Here is an 18,557-nt window from a genome sequence, read left to right as displayed (position 1 = left end):
GACGCCGACGGCTACCGCGGCGGTGCGGCCGGTGGGGCGGTCAGGGTGGGCACCGCCCCACCGGCCGCCCACCCGACGTGGACACCGGGCAGGTCGGCGCACCAGTCGGCGGTGAGCCGGGGGAAACGGTCCCGGTCCGGTGGGGTGCGACCCAGACCGATGGCGTGTCGGGTGAGGCCGGCCGCGGTCTCGAACGGCCACGGCCAGGCGTGTACGTCCGGGCTGCCGGTCGACTCCAGGACGGACAGCAGGGCGCGGATGCGGCCCCGGACCCGACCGGCAGTGACCGGGTACGGCTCGTCGGGCACGGCGCCGACGGTCAGCACCGCCCACGCCGCGTGCCGCCGATGCAGCGGCGGCGGGGTGAGCAGACGAGGCCACGGGTCGGGGTCCGTCATCGTGATCTCCCAGGCGTCGTAGAACTCCTGGGTCAGCAGGTCGGGGCCTCCGACGCCGACCTGTCCCGTGCAGGACCGCACCGGCGACGTGGGGGTGGCGACGGCGACCGCACCGTCCGGCACCGCTGGGTGGCCGGGGAGGGCGATCGGCTGCCGCCAGTCCCAGGCGGCCCAGGTGCCGAAGAAGTCGACCAGGTCACGTCCGCCGTCGGCGACGGTCCGGGCGGCGAGCACCGCCCAGGCCAGGCCGGGCAGCCACCCGTGCGGCGCGGAGTCCAGCCCACGGGCCCGCGCCCACGCCTTGACCTGCCGGGCCAGTCGGGCGAACGTGTCCCGTTCGGCACCCACCACGGCGAGGACCGCGTCCGCGTCGCTGACCGCGCTCAACGCTACCGCCGCCGGCTCCCCCAGCTCGGCGCGCCGGGCCACCGCCTCGCCCGGCGGCAGGTCGCCGGTGGCCACCACGACCAGGTCGACGTTCCGGCCGCCGGCCCGCAGCCGTAGTCCCGGGACCCGTGCACCGATCACCTCCCGCAGGGCGTCGGCTTCCGGCAGGGCCGCCGCCAGTCGCGTCCGCACCTCGGCGAGATCGACGGTGCCGGGCAGGGCCGCCACCAGGTCCACGTCGGCGTCGGGCAGGTCGCAGCCCATCCGCCGGGAACCGGCCACCATCACCACAGCGTCCGGAAGCGCGTCGGCGATCCGTCGAACGAGTGCCTCCGCCGGCGCTCCGCCGGTACGCGCCCCGGCCCGGGACGCCGGGCCGCCACGTGGGGCGGGCACGTCAGGAACGACATCGGGCAGCCAGCGGATCTCGCCGGTGCCGAGGGCGACTGTGGCGCGTGGACGCATCGGCCCGTCGCCGCGCCGCGACAGCAGTACCACCGTGTCGACCGGGGCAGTCACCGGTGTCAGCCGGGCGGCCAGCCCGCCGGTCAGCCGCTCCGGTTCGCCGGTACGGCCCAGCGTCAGGTGCGGGGTGTACCCGTCGGCGCGTCCCCGACAGTGGGGGAACCGGACGGCCAGAGAGGCGCGCAGCGCCTGCCACGGTGCCGGGTCACCGGCGGCCGGGTCCAGCCACACCGTGGTGTGGTCGCGGTGGGTGAACGTGTGCGTTCCGGCGAGCCGGGCGGCGAACGGAGTGATCCCGGCCGTCACCTGGGAGACCAGTTCGACGGCGCGGTCGAAGTCCGACTCGGGGACGAACCCGTGGAGCAGGTTCACGTGCGGTGGCCACCGGTCGACCTGCGGGTCGTACGTCCGCCGGATCTCCTGCCACGGCGCCCACAGGTGCGGCGGGGGAGCCAGGCCAGTGCGGTACGGGCGGTCGACCCGGCAGCGAGCACCTCCCCGACCGGCTCCGGGTCGGCGACGGTGACCTCCGCGGCCACGCCGTAGTGGTCGGACGGGAAGAGCCGGTCCGGTCCGGCGGGTACGGTACCGAGCAGCCCGGCCGCGTCGGCCCGTAGCCGGTGGCCGCGCAGCAGCACCCGGTCCAGTCGGGCCGTGCGCCCGGTGAGTGAGGAGACTGCGGCGAGCGGGTTGACGACCGGGTCGAACGTCGGCGTGCGGTCGTCGGGGCCGTGGACCTCGGTCCAGGCGTCCCGCCCGCCCAGGGCCCGGGCCGGTAGGTCCCCGCCGTCGTTGAAGTCGCCGAGCAGCAGCACGTCGGTGTCCACGGTGGCCAGTCCCTCGGCCAGCCGGGACAGTTCGGTGACCCGCCGGCCGGGGCCGTCGGTGGAGTGGTCGCTGCTCAGGTGGGTGGCGGCGATCACCAGCGTTCCGGTGGCCACCGGAACGGTCAGCGCGGCGACCGCCTTGTGCGGGCCGAGCCGGTGCCACCCGGCCTCCCGTACCGGCAGTCGACTGAGCAGCAGCAGTCCACTGTCGGACACGTCCGGTCCGTGCGGGTCGGTGCCGAGGGTGTACCCGTCCCGCACCCAGTCGGCGGCGAGCAGCATGGCCAGCAGCGCCGGTTCCACCTCCTGCAAGGCGATCACGTCGGCGTCGGCTGCCCGCAGCGCGGCCAGCAGCAGCGGCCGACGTCGAGCGGTGTGGATGCGGTCGCTGTCGTAGCGGTCCCACAGCGTGTTCCAGGTCAGTACGCGCAGCTGGGCCGGCCCGCCCGGGTGGGCCGGTGGGGGTGCCGGCGTCCAGCCGGCGTGGGGGTCCCAGGCGTGCGGGGTCCGCGCGGCGAAGAACGGATCACGCAGCACCCGCGGTTCGCGGATCCGGCCCGCCGCGGACCGGTCGATCCGGTCCACCCCGGCCGACCGGTCCCAGAGCACCTCGCCGTCCGCCTCGATGAACAGCACCCGGTGCCAGGGGATGTCACCGCCGGGTACGAAGACAGGCAGCGGCACCCGTTTCGGCGCTCGGTCGCGCATGTGGACGCCGAGCACGAACCGGGCCGGGTCGAACCGGGGGTCCCACCGGACCCGGTGGTAGATCTCCTCGCTGGTACGCATCACGCCTCCACGGCCAGGTCGGCCCGGTACGGGTCCTCGAACGGGTCGTCGATGGAGCCGGCCACATCGGCGACGGTGCCGTCCGGCCCGACGTACCAGGTGCGGTGCGCCTCGTCCGGGTACGGCGGGGTGAACCGGCGCCACTGGCCGGCCAGCACCCCGGCCGGTACGGCGTGTGCCCGGCGGGTGTTGCGCCGGACCAGTTCCTCCTCGTCGACCACCAGCACCGCGTGGGTGACCAGCGCGTCGCGTCGGGCGGCGACGGTGTGCACCAACCGGCGCTGTTGGCGGGTCAGCGAGGTGGCGTCCCACACCACGGTGCCACCGGCGGCGAGCGCGGTGTCCAGCCGCGCCAGCCCGTCGCGCAGCACCTGCGGGTTATGGCGTTGGTCGGCCCGCCGGCCGTGGGCGGCGCGTAAATCGTCCAGGCTGATCACGGCCGTCGCGCCGGGTATCCCGGCGGCGAAGCTGCTCTTCCCGCTGCCCGCCGGGCCGACCATCAACACCAGCCGGGGAAACCCGCCGGTACGCCAGCGCCAGGTCAGGGCGGTGGCCTCGGCGGGCGTGGTGATCCGCCCCGCCGCGTACGCCTCGCGGGCCTGCGCCCAGCACCGGTCGGCGACGTCCGGGTCGGTGTCGGCGAGCGCGGTACGCAGTCCGGTGCGCAGCGGCCACAGTGGTGCCGGGTCGAGCAGGCCGGCGTCCTCGGCGTACAGCATGGACCAGGCGACCTGGTCGCGGGCTTCGGCGGCGTCCGGGTCGCTGCGGGCGGTGAGGGTCGCGCCGGCGACCGCGTGCAGTACGCCCAGGTCGGCGGCGCCGGCCAGCCGCACCAGCCCGGCGCGGCGCTGCTCGTCCGGGAACGGGCGGTGCACGGTGGTGTGCCGCCCGACCAGGTCGGCGACCCGACGGGCGAGAGGCAGTCCGAGTGGCTCGCGGAGCACGGCGGCCAGGGCTGGGCGGGACTGCCGGTGCAGCAGCGCCGCGAGTACCCCGGCCAGCCGGAGGTCCCCGGTCCGCCCGAGCAGGTCCAGCCGCCCGGCCGCGTCCGCCACTACGGGCTCCGGGGCCGGGTCCGCCGGGTCGAGACCGAGGCTGGCGAACAGGGCAGGCGGGTCCGGTGGGGCGCCGGAGCGGACGTCCCACAGCGGTGCGGTCGGGCCGCGTCCGTTCGGTACCACCGGCGCGTTCATCCAGTGCGTGTCGGTCTGGACGTGGGCCGGCCGGACCCACTTGGCGACCCGGGCGGTGAAATCGGCGCGGGTGAACCCGGCCACGGTCCGGACGACGTATCCCTCCTGCCGGTCGAGGTCCAGCCGCAGGGTCCGGAGGGCCCGCTCGTCGAACGTGCCGCGCCACAGCACCGGCGGTACGGGTACGCCCAGCCGTCGGGTGAACCGGACGGTGGCGTCCCAGTCCAGGCAGTGCTCGCCGGCCCAGACGGAGAAGACGTAGAACCAGCTTGCCAGCGCGTCGTAGCCGATCGAGTGGCGGGCATACAGGTTCTCACCGCAGACCCGCCAGCCGGGTGGGATGGCGCGGGCGATCCGCTCGTGCAGCCCCTTCACCCAGGCCCGGGAAGGGTGGTGCCCGGAGTCCAGCGAGCGGGCGTGCAGCCCGTCCGGGTAGAGCGTGGTGTTCTCCCCGTCGAGTTTCTCGGTGACCACCACCTCCCGTCCGGTCAGGCCGGTCAGGTCACCGGCCCGGACGTCGTCCGTGGCGGCGCCGGGCGACCATGGCAGGTGTGGGGTGCGGGGATAGCGCGTCCACATGGCTCTGCTCCTGATCGGATCGTTCCCGTGGGCGTTCCTACCGTCCCGGTGTCCCGTGACGGTAGGTGTCGCGTGGACGGCCGATCAATGCAAATACCGCACCCACCCCGATTACTGAATTACCGGTAACAACAATCTGACAATCAGGCCGGGCAAAGCGGGCATATCAGCAGTGCATCATAATGTCAGTTAAGGTGCGTAAGGACTTACGCTGTTGCAGATGGGCCGGCCTGCGGCCCGGGAGAGGGCTCTAATGGCCCGCCCGTAGTTTCCAGACCAAAAACAACGCTAAGCAGTTGATCTAGGCCCGTACCTGGGTGGCTGCTCAGGATGGCGGGGCTGCGGGGGTGCCGGTTGGCCGTTTTCCGGGATCCCGGTACGGGGATGTGGGATCAGCGCCGGTGCCGCCGGTGGCGCTCGTCGTTCTCGGCGGCGATGCGGGCGGAGGTTTCCTCGCCAAGGCGGACGTAGATGCCGAGGGTGGCGAGGTGCCGGTGGCGGGACTTGGCCTTGTAGTTCGGCAGCGCTGCGGCCCTTGGCTGCCAGGTGGGTCAGCCCGGAGTGGCGCAGTTGGTGGTGGGTGTATCCGGTGCCGTGCGGGTCGTGGAGCTTGGATGCCTGAGCTGCGGTCGAGCCACTTTTACGCGGACCCGGATTGAGGCTAGTCGTCCGGCTCCAGCAGGTAGGCACCCCTTCGGAAGTGAGTGTCGTTAGAGGTCGCTGGTAGACCAGCACAGCTTGCGCCGTATCGGCCGTTCGGTCGTCTGTGGCTGACGATCGGCCATTTTCATGTGCGTGTGCCCATTCACGACGGCTACGAAGTACGGGTGACCAACGAGGTAACCGTTCCCCTGCTGCCCTGCGCGTCTATCGACGACATCGTCGCCTTTTACGAGGTGCTTGGTTTCCACACCACTTACAAGCAGCGCAAGCCCAACCCGGCGGTGGGGCTGCAACGTGAAGATCTACATCTGCAGTTCTTCGAGATCGCGGGGTTCGATCCGGCGCAGTCCTACGGTTCGTGTCTCGTGCTGACCTCGGACACGGGGCAGCTGTACCGGGCTTTCGCGGCGGGTATGCGCGCCGCGTACGGCAAGGTGTTGGTCTCCGGGACGCCGCGGATGACCCGGCCCCGGGCGCGGAAGAACGCCGACGGGATGAGCGGCTTCAGCGTCATCGATCCTGGAGGCAACTGGATCCGCGTCTTCCAGAGCGCCCCGGCCTCCCCCGCGCCAGCGCCGACTGGGCGGCTGGGCAAGGCGATGGCGAACGCCGTCGTGCAGTCCGACTCCAGAGGGGACGCCCGGCAGGCGGCTCGGATCCTTGACAGTGCGTTGGCCCGTCCCGAGGCAGATGACGACCCGGTCGCGTTGGTGGAGGTGCTCGTCTACCGCGCTGAGGTTGCGATGGTCCTGAACGATCCGGCCACGGCGGTCGAGATGCTGGCCCGTGTTGACCGTGTCGCGTTGAGCGCGGACGAAGCTACACGGGCTGCTGCTGCATATGAGGCCGCTACCGACCTTGCGGCAGCGCTGTCCTAGGTGCCGCATTCAGCCGACGCCGTGCCCTGGCTGAGACCTTGAGCCAGGGCACGGTCAGCTATTTGCCGGGAGCGGCCTCGGTCAGCCGTAGTGGCCGGTAGCCGTCGGTGTCGAGTTGGGCGAGTTCGCCGTTGATGTCGACGGAGTGGGTGCCGTAGAAGTGCACGTTCTCGTGCTGGGTGGGCCAGATGTGTGCCAGGACCTCGTGGTCGATGTCGCGGCCGGTTGCGCTGCTCTCGTGGCCGACCGCCACGATGGCGGAGGTGTCGAGGACGACTCTGACCGCTACGTCGCCACCATGGCTGCGAGGCGTTCGGTCGCCACGCACGAGACCATGCACCGTTCCTTCGCGTCGCCGAGAAGCTGCGCGGTCCAGGTCGTCAGTCCGCCGTCACCCAGATCAACGGTCTGCCCGCCAGATTCAGTCCGCAGTCCGATCGCCGCACCGGCGTAGTAGCCAGCACCATGGCTGCGGGCAGGATCATCGACCACTGGGACGGACCCGCCCGCCACCGTCGGGTGGATCGTGTCGTGCAGGCGCTCGGCGAGGACCGGGCGGCCGAACACAGTGACGGTGATCCGTACCGGTGCCGTCGGCATCAGCTCGGCGAACACCTGCTGCCAGAAGCTGATGTGATCGATGATCAGCTGGGCTTCGGTACGCCCGCTGCCGCCATTGCGGGCGCTGGACACGAGGGCGAACAGTCGAAAGTGTGCGGCCTTACCCGGACCGAATTGTTGGGCTCGCAACACCCGGTGACATGCGGCGAGGTCGATTCTGCCGTCGGTGCCCTGCTCGCCGCGCCGGACGGCGGCCTCCACTGCGAGAGCGTTGGTCGAGTCGCTGACCACCTCACTGCCCCGTGTTGTGCTGACCACGCGGTGCTGGTCCACCGGGCCAAGCGCGGAACAGGTTCCCAGCGGAGCCACGGGAGACAACTCCACCCCAGCGAACCTTTCCGGCAGCAGCCGCCACAGTGCCCCTTCGACCCTGGCGAGGAGGCGCGGGTCAGCCGTCGACGGGCGTACGAAACGATCCTCGCTCCAGCGGCGCAACACTCGCGCGGCGGTGACCCTGCCCGCCCGAGTGTTGGCGACCGCCATCAGCAGCGTCTGCAGGTCGGTGGGCGTCAGGCCGGATTCCAGGGCGTGCCTGGCTTCCGGCGTGACGAGATCCCAGACCCGCTGTTCAGCGGAGACACGGGCCAGTCTTTTCTCCATCGGACCAGGGTGCCGCACTGCTCTTCCGTCGTCGTGCGACTTCCAACAGAGCAACATGGCCGGGGAACCGGTCACCTTCACGTCAGGATCACTGGGATCGGCAGACGCTACCCCGGATCGTCGTACGCGGGCGTCATGCTGGTGGTCGTGAACCCGTTGACGATCATCAGGGGTGACGCGACGAGCCCTCAGGCCAAGGGCCGGAAGGTGATCGCGCACGTGTGCAACGACCTTGGCGGCTGGGGCAAGGGCTTCGTGGTGGCGATCTCCCGCCGCTGGCCGGAGCCGGAACGTGACTACCGGCAGTGGCATCGTGGCCGCGCGGGCAACGACTTCGCGCTCGGCGCCACCCGCCTGGTGCAGGTCGCGCCGGACAGCTGGGTGGCGAACATGGTCGGCCAGCGAGGAATCAGGACCGGCAGCGCCGGCCCGCCGATCCGCTACGACGCGGTCGAGCGTTGTCTCGGGTCGCTTGCCGACCACGCGTACGCATTGGGGGCGTCGGTGCACATGCCCCGGATCGGGTGCGGGCTCGCCGGTGGCACCTGGAACCGGATGGAGCCGATCATCCTGCGCACCCTGTGCGCGCGAGACATCGCCGTGACCGTGTACGACCGGGGGTAGAAGCTGACGTTCCTAACGCTACCCGCGTCCGTGCGCGACGCGGGCCTGGGCGACCTCGGCGGCCTGCCGTTCCCGCCAGCGGCGCTGGGCTTCCCGGTTGCACACCCGGCACACCCGCCGGTACGTGCCGGTGACCGGGTCGACCTCCCGCTCGTGTCCGTTGCGGCAGCGCGGTGGCCGGACCCGGTCCCGGCAGTTCTCCGCGCGCGTGACCTGCCGCAGGTGGGCCGGCTCGATGCAGTCGGCGACACCGCAGGTGTGGTCGACCTCGAGGCCCGAATCGTAGTCGCCGACGAACACGACGTACGCGGCGATGTGCGCCCACGCCCGGCCGGCGACCTTCTGGTGGACCCCACGCCGGCTGCCGTAGCCGCGGACGATGAGGCAGCCGGTGTCGGCCCGGACGGAGCGGGCGAGAAGGTAGTCACGCAGACTGTCCGCAGTGAAGTGCCGGGAAAGACCGTTGACGCGGGAGAGCATGCGTCCCACGCTACGGGTCGGCACCGACCGTTCTCGTCGTCGCGTCCGGGGCAACCGTCGCCCCGACCCGCCCAGGGTCGTGCTGCCAACGGGTCCGGAGGAGGGAGCCACCGACCATGGGACAACGCCTGTCCGGCGGGAACACTGGTGGGGCGGTGCGGATCGGTGACACGGTGCGTCGCGTCCCGGGCCGGTGGACGCCGGCGGTGCACGCCCTGCTTCAGCACCTGGAGGCGGTCGGGTTCGTCGGGGCGCCACGGGCACGCGGCTTCGACGAGCAGGGCCGGGAGGTGCTGACGTACCTGCCCGGCGAGGTGGTCGGAGACCGTCGACCGTGGCCGTCCTGGGTGCACGACGTGGACACGTTGCGTCAGGTCGCTGGCTGGCTGCGGGACTTCCACACGGCGGTCGCGGACTTCGTACCGCCGCCGGACGCGGTGTGGCGGGAGGGCGGCCGGTGGCAACCGGGGCTGATCGTCGGGCACAACGACGCCGCGCCGTACAACGCGGCGTGGTCGGGTGGACGGCTGGTCGGGTTCTTCGACTGGGACTTCGCGGCGCCGGTGCCGGTCGAGTGGGACGTGGCGTTCACCGCGTTCGCCTGGGTGCCGCTGCACGCCCGGCAGGTGGTGGCGGCGGAGGGGTTCACCGCGTTCGCGGACCGGCCGGCCCGGCTGCGGCTCTTTCTCGACGCGTACGGCTGGGACGGCCCGCTTGACGGGTTCCTGGCGGTGGTGCGGGAGCGGGTCGCCGCGTCGGCGGACGGCATCCGACGTAACGCCGCCGCCGGCGATCCGGCCTTCCAGGCGATGGTCGCGAAGGGCTTCGACACGGGGCTGGACACGGCGGTCCGCGAACTGGCCGAGTTTCCGCTGTCCTGAGCGGTTCACACCGCGACGACGTCGGCGACGACGCAGGCGATGTTGTCCGGTGCGCCGTGGGTGTGGGCGAGGTCGATGAGTCGCCGTACGGTCCGCTCCGGGGTGTCCGGGCCCGCCAGCGTCGTGTGCAGGGCCGCCTGGTCCACCACGGCGGACAGGCCGTCGGAGCAGAGCAGATAGCGGTCGCCGGGCAGGGCGGTACGCAGCGCCAGGTCCGCCTCGACGTCGTGGCCGGCGCCGAGAGCGCGCACCAGCAGCGCACGCCGGGGATGTGTGGCGGCCGTGTCCGGGGTAAGGCGGCCCTGGTCGACCTGGGTCTGGACCCAGGTGTGGTCCTGGGTGAGGCGGACCAGGTCGCCGCCGCGCAGCAGGTACGCCCGGGTGTCGCCGACATGCACCAGGGCCAGCCGGGAGCCGTGGCGCAGCAGCGCGGTCAGGGTGCTGACCGGCTGGTGGTCGCCGGTTCCCTCGTCGCGGACCGCCCGGTGCGCCTCGGCGACCGCACCGGCCAGCATGGTGAGCAGGTCGACTGCGGGCGCGGCGGCCAGTTCCAGCGGCTTGAGGGCGTCGATGGCGGCGGCGCTGGCCGCGGCGCCGCCGGGTCCGCGCATGCCGTCGGCGACGGCCAGCAGTCGGTCGCTGGCGTACGCGGCGTCCTCGTTACTGTCCCGTACGGTGCCGGTGTCGCAGCCGGCGGCGGCGCGGACCTGGATGGCGGGAGTCGGGTCGGACATGGTGGTGGCCCTTCCGGAGAGGTCCTGAACGAGGAGGGCGGCCAGTCGGGCGCGGGCCGTGGTGTCGGCGGTGACCTGCTGCCAGTACGCGGCGACGGCCTCGGCGGCCGCGCTGCCGTTCAGTCCGCACACGGTGCGAATGTCGGCCAGTGGCATGCCGATGCGTCGGAGCCGGGCGATCAGCCGGGCCCGGTCGAGTTGCGTCGGGTGGTAGAGCCGGTATCCGGACTCGGCGTGCACCGCCGCCGGTGGGAGCAGACCCAGTTCGTCGTACAGGCGTAACGCCTTCGGTGTCAGCCGTGCCGCCCGGGCGAACGCCCCGATGGTCAGCAGCTCCACGTCGCCATCCTCCTCGCGCCGGTCCCGGTGACCGGCACGGACCAGCCTGGGGCTTGACCGAGGGGCAAGGTCAACGGTCGGTCGTCGACTGTCGCAACGACGCGTCGAGTATCCGTAGCAGCTCCCCCGCACGGCCGCGACCACTCGGGGCGTCCGGGTAACGGGTCAGGACGCTCACCACGACGGGACTGGCCAGATCTCGGGCCCTCTCGATGTGGTCGGCGCCGACGTTGGGGTCGTCGCCGGCATCGAGCTCGACTGCTCGTGCCGCGTGGGCGGCCGCGCCGAGGATGTGCAGGACCTGGGTCGCTTTCGCCAGGGGATGGAGGTATGCCGCACTGGCCGCCGCGACGGCAGCGCGGGCAGCGTCGCTCGCCGCGGCCAGTCCCGCATCGCGGGCCTCTTGGTACGCCCGTTGCGCCGCCCACGCGTGGTCACGGATCACCTTGGTTCGTCTGGCTCCGTCCGCGAACGACCGTGCGGCGTCGAGCGCGGCTCGTGGGCGCCGGTCGTCGGGGCGTTCGCGTTCGAATATCGCCAGAGCGGGCTCCGCGCAGGCCACAGCGTAGGCCGTGATCGCGCGCAGTTCCGCCATGCTCAGCTCGATCGTCAGATTCCCGTCTGTCACACCCGTCAACGGTATCGCTGAACCGACGGTGGAAACTTGTCCGCGATATCAGCGGAACGGTACGGCGAAACCCTCAAGAGAACGGAAGAAGTCTGGTGATGACCGCAGACAACCGCGCACTGGGCGCGTTCCGCGCCGAAGCCGAAGCGTTCACCGCCGCCCTCGGTGCACTCACCCCGCACGAGTGGGAACGACCTACTCGCTGTGTTCCCTGGCGGGTACGCGACGTGGTGGGCCATGTCGTCACCGTGCTGGGACGCGTACCCGACATGGTCGCCGCGCCGGAACCGGAGCGGCCGGACACCACCGCCATCGCCTACTACCGCGCCGACCACCGGTTCAGCGACACGGCCAACGCCGACCGGGTCGCCACAGCGCGCGGCCGCGCGGCCGGCCCGGACGTCGCGCGGCTCGGCCGCGACCTGCCGACGGCGATGAAGGCCGTGGTCACGGCATGCCGCCGCGAACGCGCCGACCGGATCGTACGGACCCGACACGGCGACGCCATGCTGCTGTCGGACTTTCTCACCACCCGCGTCGTCGAGTTGGCCGTCCACGGCCTCGATGTCGCCGACGCGCTGAACCACCAGCCATGGCTGACGGCACCGGCCGCGCAACACCTCCAGCAGTTGCTCTTCGGCCCGGAATGGCATACCGCCGTCACCGCGCTCGGGTGGGATCCGGTGACACTGCTGCGCAAGACGACCGGCCGCGCATCGGTCACCCCGGGCGAGTCGGCCGATCTGGTCAGGCTCGGGCTGCGCGTCCTCACGCTCGGCTGAATCACCGCGACGGCCCCGCTGTGGGTGCACGCGGTATGGAGCGGTGGCTGATGCGACCTGCCGTGTTGCGTCGCAGACCTACGGGTGCAGCAGGACCTTGATGGCGCGGCGTTCGTCCATCGCCCGGTAGGCGTCGGCAGTCTGCGTGAGCGGAAGGCTGAGGTCGAACACCCTGCCCGGGTCGAGCGTCCGGTTCTGGACGAGTTCGATCAGTTCGGGCAGGAAGCGGCGCACGGGGGCGGGACCGCCGTGCAGGTGCACGTGGGAGAAGAACAGCTCGTGCCCCGGCAGGTGCACGTCGTGGGCGACGCCGACGTAGCCGACGTGACCGCCGGGCCGGGTGGCGCGGATGGCCTGCATCATCGACTCCTGGGTACCGACCGCCTCGATGACCGAGTGCGCGCCGAGCCCGTTCGTCAGGTCCTTGATCCGGGCCACGCCCTCGTCGCCGCGTTCGGTGACGATGTCGGTGGCCCCGTACTCGAGGGCGAGCTTCTGGCGGGGCTCGTGCCGGCTCATCGCGATGATGCGTTCCGCGCCGAGTTGCCGGGCCGCCAGCACCCCGAGCAGCCCGACGGCGCCGTCCCCGACGACTGTGACGGTCTTGCCCGGCCCGACCTGTGCGGCCACCGCGCCGAACCAGCCGGTGCCGAGCACGTCGGAGGCTGTCAGGAGGCTTGGGATCAGGTCGTCGGACGGCATGTCCGCCGTGGCGACCAGGGTCCCGTCGGCCAGGGGGACGCGCATGTACTGCGCCTGGGCGCTGCCGACGCCCTGCCGGTGGACACAGGAGGTCTGGTAGCCCGCCCGGCAGATCTCGCAGGTGTTGTCGGAGGCGAAGAACGAGCCGATGACGAACTGTCCGGGACGCACGGTGCGCACGTCGCTGCCGATGTCCTCGACGATGCCGACGTACTCGTGGCCCATCGACCTCGGCTCGGTGACCGTCTCGATACCCCGGTACGGCCACAGGTCGGAGCCGCAGACACAGGTGGCGGACAGTCGGATGATCGCGTCGGTCGGCGCGAGGATCCGCGGGTCCTCGCGCTCTTCCACGCGGATGTCACCGGGGGCGTGCAGGACAGCACCGAGCATGTTGGTTCTCCTTGGGCGGGTCAACGCCATTCAGCAAACACCGTTCCCGACGCGCTGGGGAGTTTTCGCTGGAAGGTGTACTGGCAGGGTGCCCCGCGGCGTTCCTGGACCGCGCCGCACGGAGGTCGCGGCGCCGGCCGGCGTGAGCGTCGAGTGCTACGCGAACGCGGTGCCCCGGCCGGGATGTCGGTCAGGGCTCGGGCGACCAAGGCAACGGCGGCGACAAGAAGAAAGGCAAGGAGGTTGTCCACTCCCTGCCACTTTCAACATATATCGCATGGGGGGTCTTGCGGCAAGACCCGGGTCGTGCCGCAGAATCGTCCGCCGACCGGAACGCAACGGGGGGATCTCATGACGGACGTGATCGTGGTCGGCGGCGGACCGACCGGCCTGATGCTTGCCAGTGAGTTGCGGCTGCACGGTGTGCACACGCTCGTGCTGGACAGGGAAACCGCGCCGACCAGGGTGGTCCGGGCCCTCGGCCTGCACGTACGCAGCATCGAGGTGATGGACCAGCGCGGTCTGCTGGGGCGGTTCCTCGCGCACGGCAGGCAGCACCCGGTCGGTGGCTTCGCCGGCATCAGCAAACCCCCGCCCGGCCGGCTGGACACCGCGCATCCCTACATCCTCGGCATCCCGCAGCCCGTCACCGATCGCCTGCTGGCCGAACGCGCCACCGAACTCGGCGCCGAGATCCGCCGCGGCTGCGAGCTGGTCGGGCTGCACCAGGACGACCAGGGGGTGACCGCCGAACTGGCCGACGGCGCCCGGCTGCGCGCCCGGTACCTCGTCGGCTGCGACGGGGGCCGCAGCACGGTCCGAAAACTGCTCGGCGTCGCCTTCCCCGGCGAGCCCACCACCGTCGAGACGCTGCTGGGTGAGATGGCGGTGACCGAGGATCCGGATACGGTGACGGCCGTGACGGCCGAAGTCCGCAAGACCCAACTGCGGTTCGGCGTCGGGCCCGTCGGGGACGGGGTGTACCGCGTCGTCGTACCCGCCGCCGGGGTGGCCGAGGACCGCACCGTCCCGCCGACCCTCGACGAGTTCAGGCAGCAGCTACGGGTGTTCGCCGGCACCGACTTCGGCGTGCACTCACCGCGCTGGCTGTCCCGCTTCGGCGACGCCATCCGGCAGGCCGAACGCTACCGTGTCGGCCGGGTGCTGCTGGCCGGCGACGCGGCGCACGTCCACCCGCCGGTCGGCGGCCAGGGGCTGAACCTCGGTGTCCAGGACGCGTTCAACCTCGGCTGGAAACTGGCCGCCGAGGTTGACGGCTGGGCGCCGGACGGGCTGCTGGACAGCTACCACACCGAACGGCATCCGGTGGCCGCCGACGTGCTGGACACCACCCGCGCGATGATGCATCTGTTGTCCACCGAGCCGGGACCCCGGTCGGTGCGCCGGCTGCTGTCGAACCTGATGGACTTCGAGGACGTGAACCGGTACCTGATCGAGAAGGTCACCGCGATCGGGGTCCGCTACGACGTCGGCGAGGGCCACGACCTGCTCGGCCGGCGGCTGCGGGACGTGCGGCTGAAGCGGGGACGCCTCTACGAGCTGACCCACAGTGGTCGCGGGCTGCTTCTCGACCGGACCGGCCTGCTCTCGGTCGCCGGGTGGGCCGACCGGATCGACCACGTCGTCGACGGCAGCGAGGAACTGGACGTGCCTGCCGTGCTGCTGCGGCCGGACGGCCACGTGGCATGGGTCGGCGACGACCAGGCAGATCTTCTCAGCCAACTGCCGCGGTGGTTCGGTGCTGCCGTCGGCTGAGCGCACAGCCGTGATGCGGTTCGGACCGCACCGTCACCGGGACGGCGGACGGGTCAGGCCGCAGGACGGCGACGCCACGGCCACCAGCGCCGCTGCCGTCGCTCGGCCCGTACGCCACCGGCCGTCGACGCCTGCGGTGTCGACGGGCCGGGCAGCGACGGCAGCCGGGCCGCCCGCCACTGCCGCACCACCGCGTCGACGTCGACCGGCCGCACCACCACCCGCGGGCCGGTCGGCGTGCGCAGCCACGCCACGATCTGGTCGTTCAGGTCCTGCGCGCACGCCCGTACCGCCGTCTCGGTGGGCAGGTCACGAACCTCGTCGGGCAGCCGCTCGAGCCGCTTGCGCAGCATGAGCGGGGTGGGCAGGAGCGCGTCTGTAGGGATCTTCTCCCGTTCCAGCAGGCCCTTGATCCACCACTGCTCGTCGTACGGCAGGTCCCGGCCGGGGATCGGCTTACCCGCCCCGGGCAGGTTGTCGAACTCGCCGCGTTCCACGGCGGCGCGGATCTGCGCCTCGACCGCAGCCTCCCATGCGTCGACCATCGCCGGAACCTCCCCCGTGTCGTGGGTGCCGGTAACCAGGGTGCCGCATCGGGCGGACACTCCCCCACCCCGTCCGGCTTACGCCCCGACCCGCCTGGCGGGTGCCCTAGACTTCGCCCTCGATGGACGAGCAGGCCACCCCCGTCGACACCCGTCCCTGCGCGCACTGCGGTCGTGACGTCCCGCAACGTGCCGGCGCGGGACGTCCCTTCCGCTACTGCCGCGACAACGACGGCGCCTGCCAGCGGGCGTCCCGCAACACCCGGATGCGGCACCGCAACGCCCCCGGACTGGCCGGGCAGGTGGCACGGACCTGGGAGGCGGTGGACCGGCTCGACCAGCTCGTGGAAACCCTGACCGAGACGCTGCACGCCGAACTGTCCCCGGCCGGGGTGGACCGGCAGCTCGCGCAGGTCCGCGCGGACACGGCCGGGCAGGTGGCGCAGGCCCACACCGAACGGGACGAGGCCCGCCGCGCGGCGGAGGACGCGCAGGCCGCCGCGGTGGCTGCCCGCCGGGCCGCCGAGGACGCCGCCGGGCAGCGGGACACCGCCCGTACGGAAACCGCCCGGCACGCCGAGGCCGCAGCCCAGGCCGCCGCCCGCGCGGCGGACGCGGAGACCGCCCGGGACGCCGCTCAGCGGACGGCCAGCGCCGCCGAGGCGCTGCGGGTGCAGGCCGAACGGGACCGGGACGCGGCCCGCCACGACCTGCGGGCCGTCCGCGCGGAACGGGACACCGAACGACGGCGGGTCGCGGAGCTGACCGCCGAACGGGACACCGCCCGCGCCGACGCGCGCCGGGCGGCCGAGGCAGCCACCGACGCGTCCGTACGGGCCGACCGGGCGCAGGTCGACGCCGACGCCGCCCGGCAGGACGCCGACACGCAGCGCGCCGCCGCCGAGCGGACCCGCGTCGAGGCGGAGCAGGCCCGCCGGGAGGCCGTCGACGCGACCCGGCTGGCCGAGGCGGCCCGCATCGACGCCGACACCGCCCGCGCCGAGAGCGCCGCGACCGCGCGGCGGGCCCGGCAGGAAACCACCGCGCTGGCCGCCGACCGGGACCGGCTCACCGTCGAGGTGACGGCCGCCCGGCAGGCGGCGGCCACCGCCGAGGCCCGTCTGGCGGAGCTGACCGTACGGTTCGGCGCGGCCGAAACCGAGCGGGACACGGCGGTGGCCCGCGCCGCCCAACTGGTCGACCAGGTCAGCAACCTGGCGGCGGCACTGGCCCGGCTGGGGTCGCCGACGCCACGCTGACCGGTCGCCAGGTACGGCCGTCAGTCGCTGTGGAGGGGCACCGGAACGGGCCGGGTACCATACAGGTGACAGCCAGCACACTTCACCGTTTCCCACCCGGCCGGGGGGCGTCCCGCCGGGTGACCGGCGTGGTCCGGCCAGGCTCGCCGTCGGGCGTGGCCGCGTCACACGCCGTACCGGGGAATGGCCCGGTGACGGCGAGCCGTTACACCGAGAAGACCAGCACCACCAACGAGGGGAAGTCGAACATGGGCGAGCGCATGCTGCGCGGTAGCCGTCTGGGCGCGGTCAGCTACGAGTCCGACCGCAACACGGAGCTCGCGCCGCGTCAGACCCGCGAGTACCTCTGCGCCAAGGGGCACCAGTTCGAGGTGCCGTTCGCCGTCGACGCCGAGGTCCCGACGACCTGGGAGTGCAAGTTCGACGGCAGCGTCGCCCGGCTGGTCGACGGCAACGAGCCGGAGCAGAAGAAGGCCAAGCCGCCGCGTACCCACTGGGACATGCTGCTGGAGCGGCGGTCGATCGCCGAGCTGGAGGACATCCTCGCCGAGCGGCTCCAGGAGGTCCGCACCCGCCGCGGTCGCGCCTGACCGCACCGAACGACGAGCCCCCGGGACGTTTTCGTCCCGGGGGCTCGTGTCACGGTGGGGGCCGGTTTCATCGGCCTGGTTCGACGATCTCTCCCTCGATGGCGGTGGCCGGTCCGGTCGTCGGCTGCGGCGGTGGCGGCGCGGACGACTGCGGGTCACCCCGGTACACCCGCACCCGGCGGGGACCGAACAGGTCACCGGCGACCATCGACGACACCCGCCGCTCCGCGGCCCGCTGCACGCCCGCACCGGCGAGCCGGCGCAGCGGCGGCACCAGCAGCGCCACCCCCACCAGCCCGCTGACCAGGCCCGGCACGGCCAACAGCAGCGCACCCACCAGCCCCACGAGCCCGTCGGTCAACTGCCGGCCGGGCGGCTGCTGCGACTCGACACTGACCCGGAACCCCCGCCAGGCCCGCATGCCCTCCCGGCGCAGCAGCAGCAGACCCAGCAGCGACACGGCGAACACCACCAGCACCGCCGACCCGAACCCGATCGCCCGGCCGACCAGCACGAACACCGCCACCTCGGCGACCAGCCCGGCCAGCAACCCCAGCGGCACGAACCTCCACGATCGGCGCATCACACCTCATCCGCCTCGGCGACGCTGTCCCGGTCAAGCATGCCACGGACGGTCAGGGCCACCGGCCCGCGACCGACCGCCGCCGTCGCCCCCGCCGCCGGTCCTGCAACCCCCACAGGGTGATCCGCCACAGCGCCTCCAGCACGATCCACGGGCTCATCTTGCTGGACCCGCGTTCCCGCTCGGCGAACGTGATCGGCACCTCCACCATCCGGGCGCCCGCCCGGTGCAGCAGCCGGGACAGCTCCACCTGGAACGAGAACCCCCGGGAGCACACCCCGTCCAGGTCGACGGCGTCCAGGGCGCGCAGCCGGTACACCCGGTAGCCGCCGGTGGCGTCGGCTACGGGCACCCCCAACGCCCAGCGGGCGTACCAGTTGCCGCCCCGCGACAACAGCAGCCGCCGCCACGGCCAGTTCACCACCCGCGCGCCGCGTTGCCACCGGGACCCGATGACCACGTCGGCGTCCCGGGCGGCCGCCAGCAACGCCGGCAGGTCCTCCGGGGCGTGCGACCCGTCGGCGTCCATCTCCACGACCGCGTCGTACCCGCGCCGCCGCGCCCACGCGAACCCCGCCAGGTACGCCGCGCCGAGGCCCTCCTTGCCGTCACGGTGCAATACATGCACGCGGGAGTCGACCTGGGCCAGGCCGTCAGCGAGCGCGCCGGTGCCGTCGGGACTGTTGTCGTCGGCGACGAGGACATCCACCGCCGGGGCGTGCCGGTGGACCCGGTCGACGATCCCGGCGAGGTTGTCGGCCTCGTTGTAGGTGGGCACCACCACCAGCACCCGCCCGACACCCGGACATCCGGTCTGTTCGCCCACCTGGACCTCCCCCCG

General features: G+C 72.6%; 19 protein-coding genes. 7 read left to right on the top strand and 12 right to left on the bottom strand.

Annotation, left to right across the window (positions count from 1 at the left end):
- Positions 1-11: 11 nt before the first annotated feature.
- The 3 genes from GA0074692_RS35315 to GA0074692_RS08985 are packed head-to-tail and all read right to left on the bottom strand — an operon-like array spanning position 12 to position 4,638.
- Positions 12-1,667 (bottom strand): poly(A) polymerase, encoded by a 1,656-nt coding sequence (locus tag GA0074692_RS35315; RefSeq protein WP_245730643.1) that lies wholly within the window; start codon positions 1,665-1,667, stop codon positions 12-14.
- The gene (locus GA0074692_RS35305; protein WP_091641645.1) at positions 1,619-2,866 is read right to left on the bottom strand and encodes an RNA repair domain-containing protein; all 1,248 of its coding nucleotides are present in this window, start codon (positions 2,864-2,866) and stop codon (positions 1,619-1,621) included. Before GA0074692_RS35305 ends, GA0074692_RS35315 begins: the two co-directional genes overlap by 49 nt.
- The gene (locus GA0074692_RS08985) at positions 2,866-4,638 is read right to left on the bottom strand and encodes an RNA ligase family protein (protein ID WP_091641641.1); all 1,773 of its coding nucleotides are present in this window, start codon (positions 4,636-4,638) and stop codon (positions 2,866-2,868) included. The genes GA0074692_RS35305 and GA0074692_RS08985 overlap by 1 nt, the downstream gene beginning before the upstream one ends.
- A gap of 827 nt (positions 4,639-5,465) precedes the next feature.
- On the opposite strand from GA0074692_RS08985, the gene GA0074692_RS08975 reads away from it, so the two are divergent.
- Positions 5,466-6,179 (top strand): VOC family protein, encoded by a 714-nt coding sequence (locus tag GA0074692_RS08975; protein ID WP_091653055.1) that lies wholly within the window; start codon positions 5,466-5,468, stop codon positions 6,177-6,179.
- 58 nt (positions 6,180-6,237) lie between these two features.
- Here GA0074692_RS08975 and GA0074692_RS08970 read toward each other — a convergent pair whose 3' ends face one another.
- Positions 6,238-6,432 carry a hypothetical protein gene (locus GA0074692_RS08970; protein ID WP_091641637.1) on the bottom strand — a complete coding sequence of 65 codons (195 nt, stop codon included), beginning with the start codon at positions 6,430-6,432 and terminating at the stop codon, positions 6,238-6,240.
- Positions 6,433-6,464: 32 nt separating this feature from the next.
- A complete protein-coding gene (locus GA0074692_RS08965) occupies positions 6,465-7,400 on the bottom strand; it encodes a hypothetical protein (protein ID WP_245730243.1) in 936 nt (311 codons plus the stop codon).
- 135 nt (positions 7,401-7,535) lie between these two features.
- Here GA0074692_RS08965 and GA0074692_RS08960 point away from each other — a divergent pair, with 135 nt between their 5' ends.
- Positions 7,536-8,024 carry a macro domain-containing protein gene (locus GA0074692_RS08960; RefSeq protein WP_218106600.1) on the top strand — a complete coding sequence of 163 codons (489 nt, stop codon included), beginning with the start codon at positions 7,536-7,538 and terminating at the stop codon, positions 8,022-8,024.
- A gap of 18 nt (positions 8,025-8,042) precedes the next feature.
- Here GA0074692_RS08960 and GA0074692_RS08955 read toward each other — a convergent pair whose 3' ends face one another.
- A complete protein-coding gene (locus tag GA0074692_RS08955; protein WP_091641634.1) occupies positions 8,043-8,504 on the bottom strand; it encodes an HNH endonuclease in 462 nt (153 codons plus the stop codon).
- A 116-nt stretch (positions 8,505-8,620) separates the two neighbouring features.
- Between GA0074692_RS08955 and GA0074692_RS08950 the strand changes: the two genes are divergently transcribed.
- Positions 8,621-9,385 (top strand): phosphotransferase, encoded by a 765-nt coding sequence (locus tag GA0074692_RS08950; RefSeq protein ID WP_091641631.1) that lies wholly within the window; start codon positions 8,621-8,623, stop codon positions 9,383-9,385.
- Between the two features lie 5 nt (positions 9,386-9,390).
- On the opposite strand, the gene GA0074692_RS08945 is transcribed toward GA0074692_RS08950, so the two are convergent.
- Positions 9,391-10,458 carry a MerR family transcriptional regulator gene (locus GA0074692_RS08945; RefSeq protein WP_091641627.1) on the bottom strand — a complete coding sequence of 356 codons (1,068 nt, stop codon included), beginning with the start codon at positions 10,456-10,458 and terminating at the stop codon, positions 9,391-9,393.
- 70 nt (positions 10,459-10,528) lie between these two features.
- Positions 10,529-11,086 (bottom strand): putative immunity protein, encoded by a 558-nt coding sequence (locus GA0074692_RS08940; RefSeq protein ID WP_218106599.1) that lies wholly within the window; start codon positions 11,084-11,086, stop codon positions 10,529-10,531.
- 98 nt (positions 11,087-11,184) lie between these two features.
- Here GA0074692_RS08940 and GA0074692_RS08935 point away from each other — a divergent pair, with 98 nt between their 5' ends.
- The gene (locus GA0074692_RS08935) at positions 11,185-11,868 is read left to right on the top strand and encodes a maleylpyruvate isomerase N-terminal domain-containing protein (RefSeq protein WP_091641624.1); all 684 of its coding nucleotides are present in this window, start codon (positions 11,185-11,187) and stop codon (positions 11,866-11,868) included.
- Between the two features lie 78 nt (positions 11,869-11,946).
- Here the strand turns inward: GA0074692_RS08935 and GA0074692_RS08930 are convergent, their stop codons facing one another.
- Positions 11,947-12,963 (bottom strand): zinc-dependent alcohol dehydrogenase family protein, encoded by a 1,017-nt coding sequence (locus tag GA0074692_RS08930; protein WP_091641621.1) that lies wholly within the window; start codon positions 12,961-12,963, stop codon positions 11,947-11,949.
- A 351-nt stretch (positions 12,964-13,314) separates the two neighbouring features.
- Here GA0074692_RS08930 and rox point away from each other — a divergent pair, with 351 nt between their 5' ends.
- Complete coding sequence (gene rox / locus GA0074692_RS08925) at positions 13,315-14,739, top strand: rifampin monooxygenase (protein WP_091641616.1); 1,425 nt, start codon at positions 13,315-13,317, stop codon at positions 14,737-14,739.
- Positions 14,740-14,792: 53 nt separating this feature from the next.
- On the opposite strand, the gene GA0074692_RS08920 is transcribed toward rox, so the two are convergent.
- Positions 14,793-15,284 carry a DnaJ family domain-containing protein gene (locus tag GA0074692_RS08920; protein WP_091653040.1) on the bottom strand — a complete coding sequence of 164 codons (492 nt, stop codon included), beginning with the start codon at positions 15,282-15,284 and terminating at the stop codon, positions 14,793-14,795.
- A gap of 122 nt (positions 15,285-15,406) precedes the next feature.
- Between GA0074692_RS08920 and GA0074692_RS08915 the strand changes: the two genes are divergently transcribed.
- Positions 15,407-16,543: a coiled-coil domain-containing protein gene (locus GA0074692_RS08915; RefSeq protein WP_091641612.1), complete on the top strand. Its 1,137-nt coding sequence runs from the start codon at positions 15,407-15,409 to the stop codon at positions 16,541-16,543.
- A gap of 248 nt (positions 16,544-16,791) precedes the next feature.
- Entirely contained in the window at positions 16,792-17,133 is a 342-nt protein-coding gene (locus GA0074692_RS08910) for an RNA polymerase-binding protein RbpA (RefSeq protein WP_007460094.1), read from the top strand.
- 67 nt (positions 17,134-17,200) lie between these two features.
- On the opposite strand, the gene GA0074692_RS08905 is transcribed toward GA0074692_RS08910, so the two are convergent.
- Complete coding sequence (locus GA0074692_RS08905; protein ID WP_091641607.1) at positions 17,201-17,716, bottom strand: FxsA family protein; 516 nt, start codon at positions 17,714-17,716, stop codon at positions 17,201-17,203.
- Between the two features lie 52 nt (positions 17,717-17,768).
- Positions 17,769-18,542: a polyprenol monophosphomannose synthase gene (locus GA0074692_RS08900; RefSeq protein ID WP_091641604.1), complete on the bottom strand. Its 774-nt coding sequence runs from the start codon at positions 18,540-18,542 to the stop codon at positions 17,769-17,771.
- Positions 18,543-18,557: the final 15 nt, after the last annotated feature.

Origin of the sequence: Micromonospora pallida, assembly GCF_900090325.1 — a bacterium.
Classification (GTDB): Bacteria; Actinomycetota; Actinomycetes; order Mycobacteriales; family Micromonosporaceae; genus Micromonospora; species Micromonospora pallida.
The sequence above is the reverse complement of the archived record's forward strand: the minus strand, read 5'-3'. Positions and strand labels throughout refer to the sequence as shown.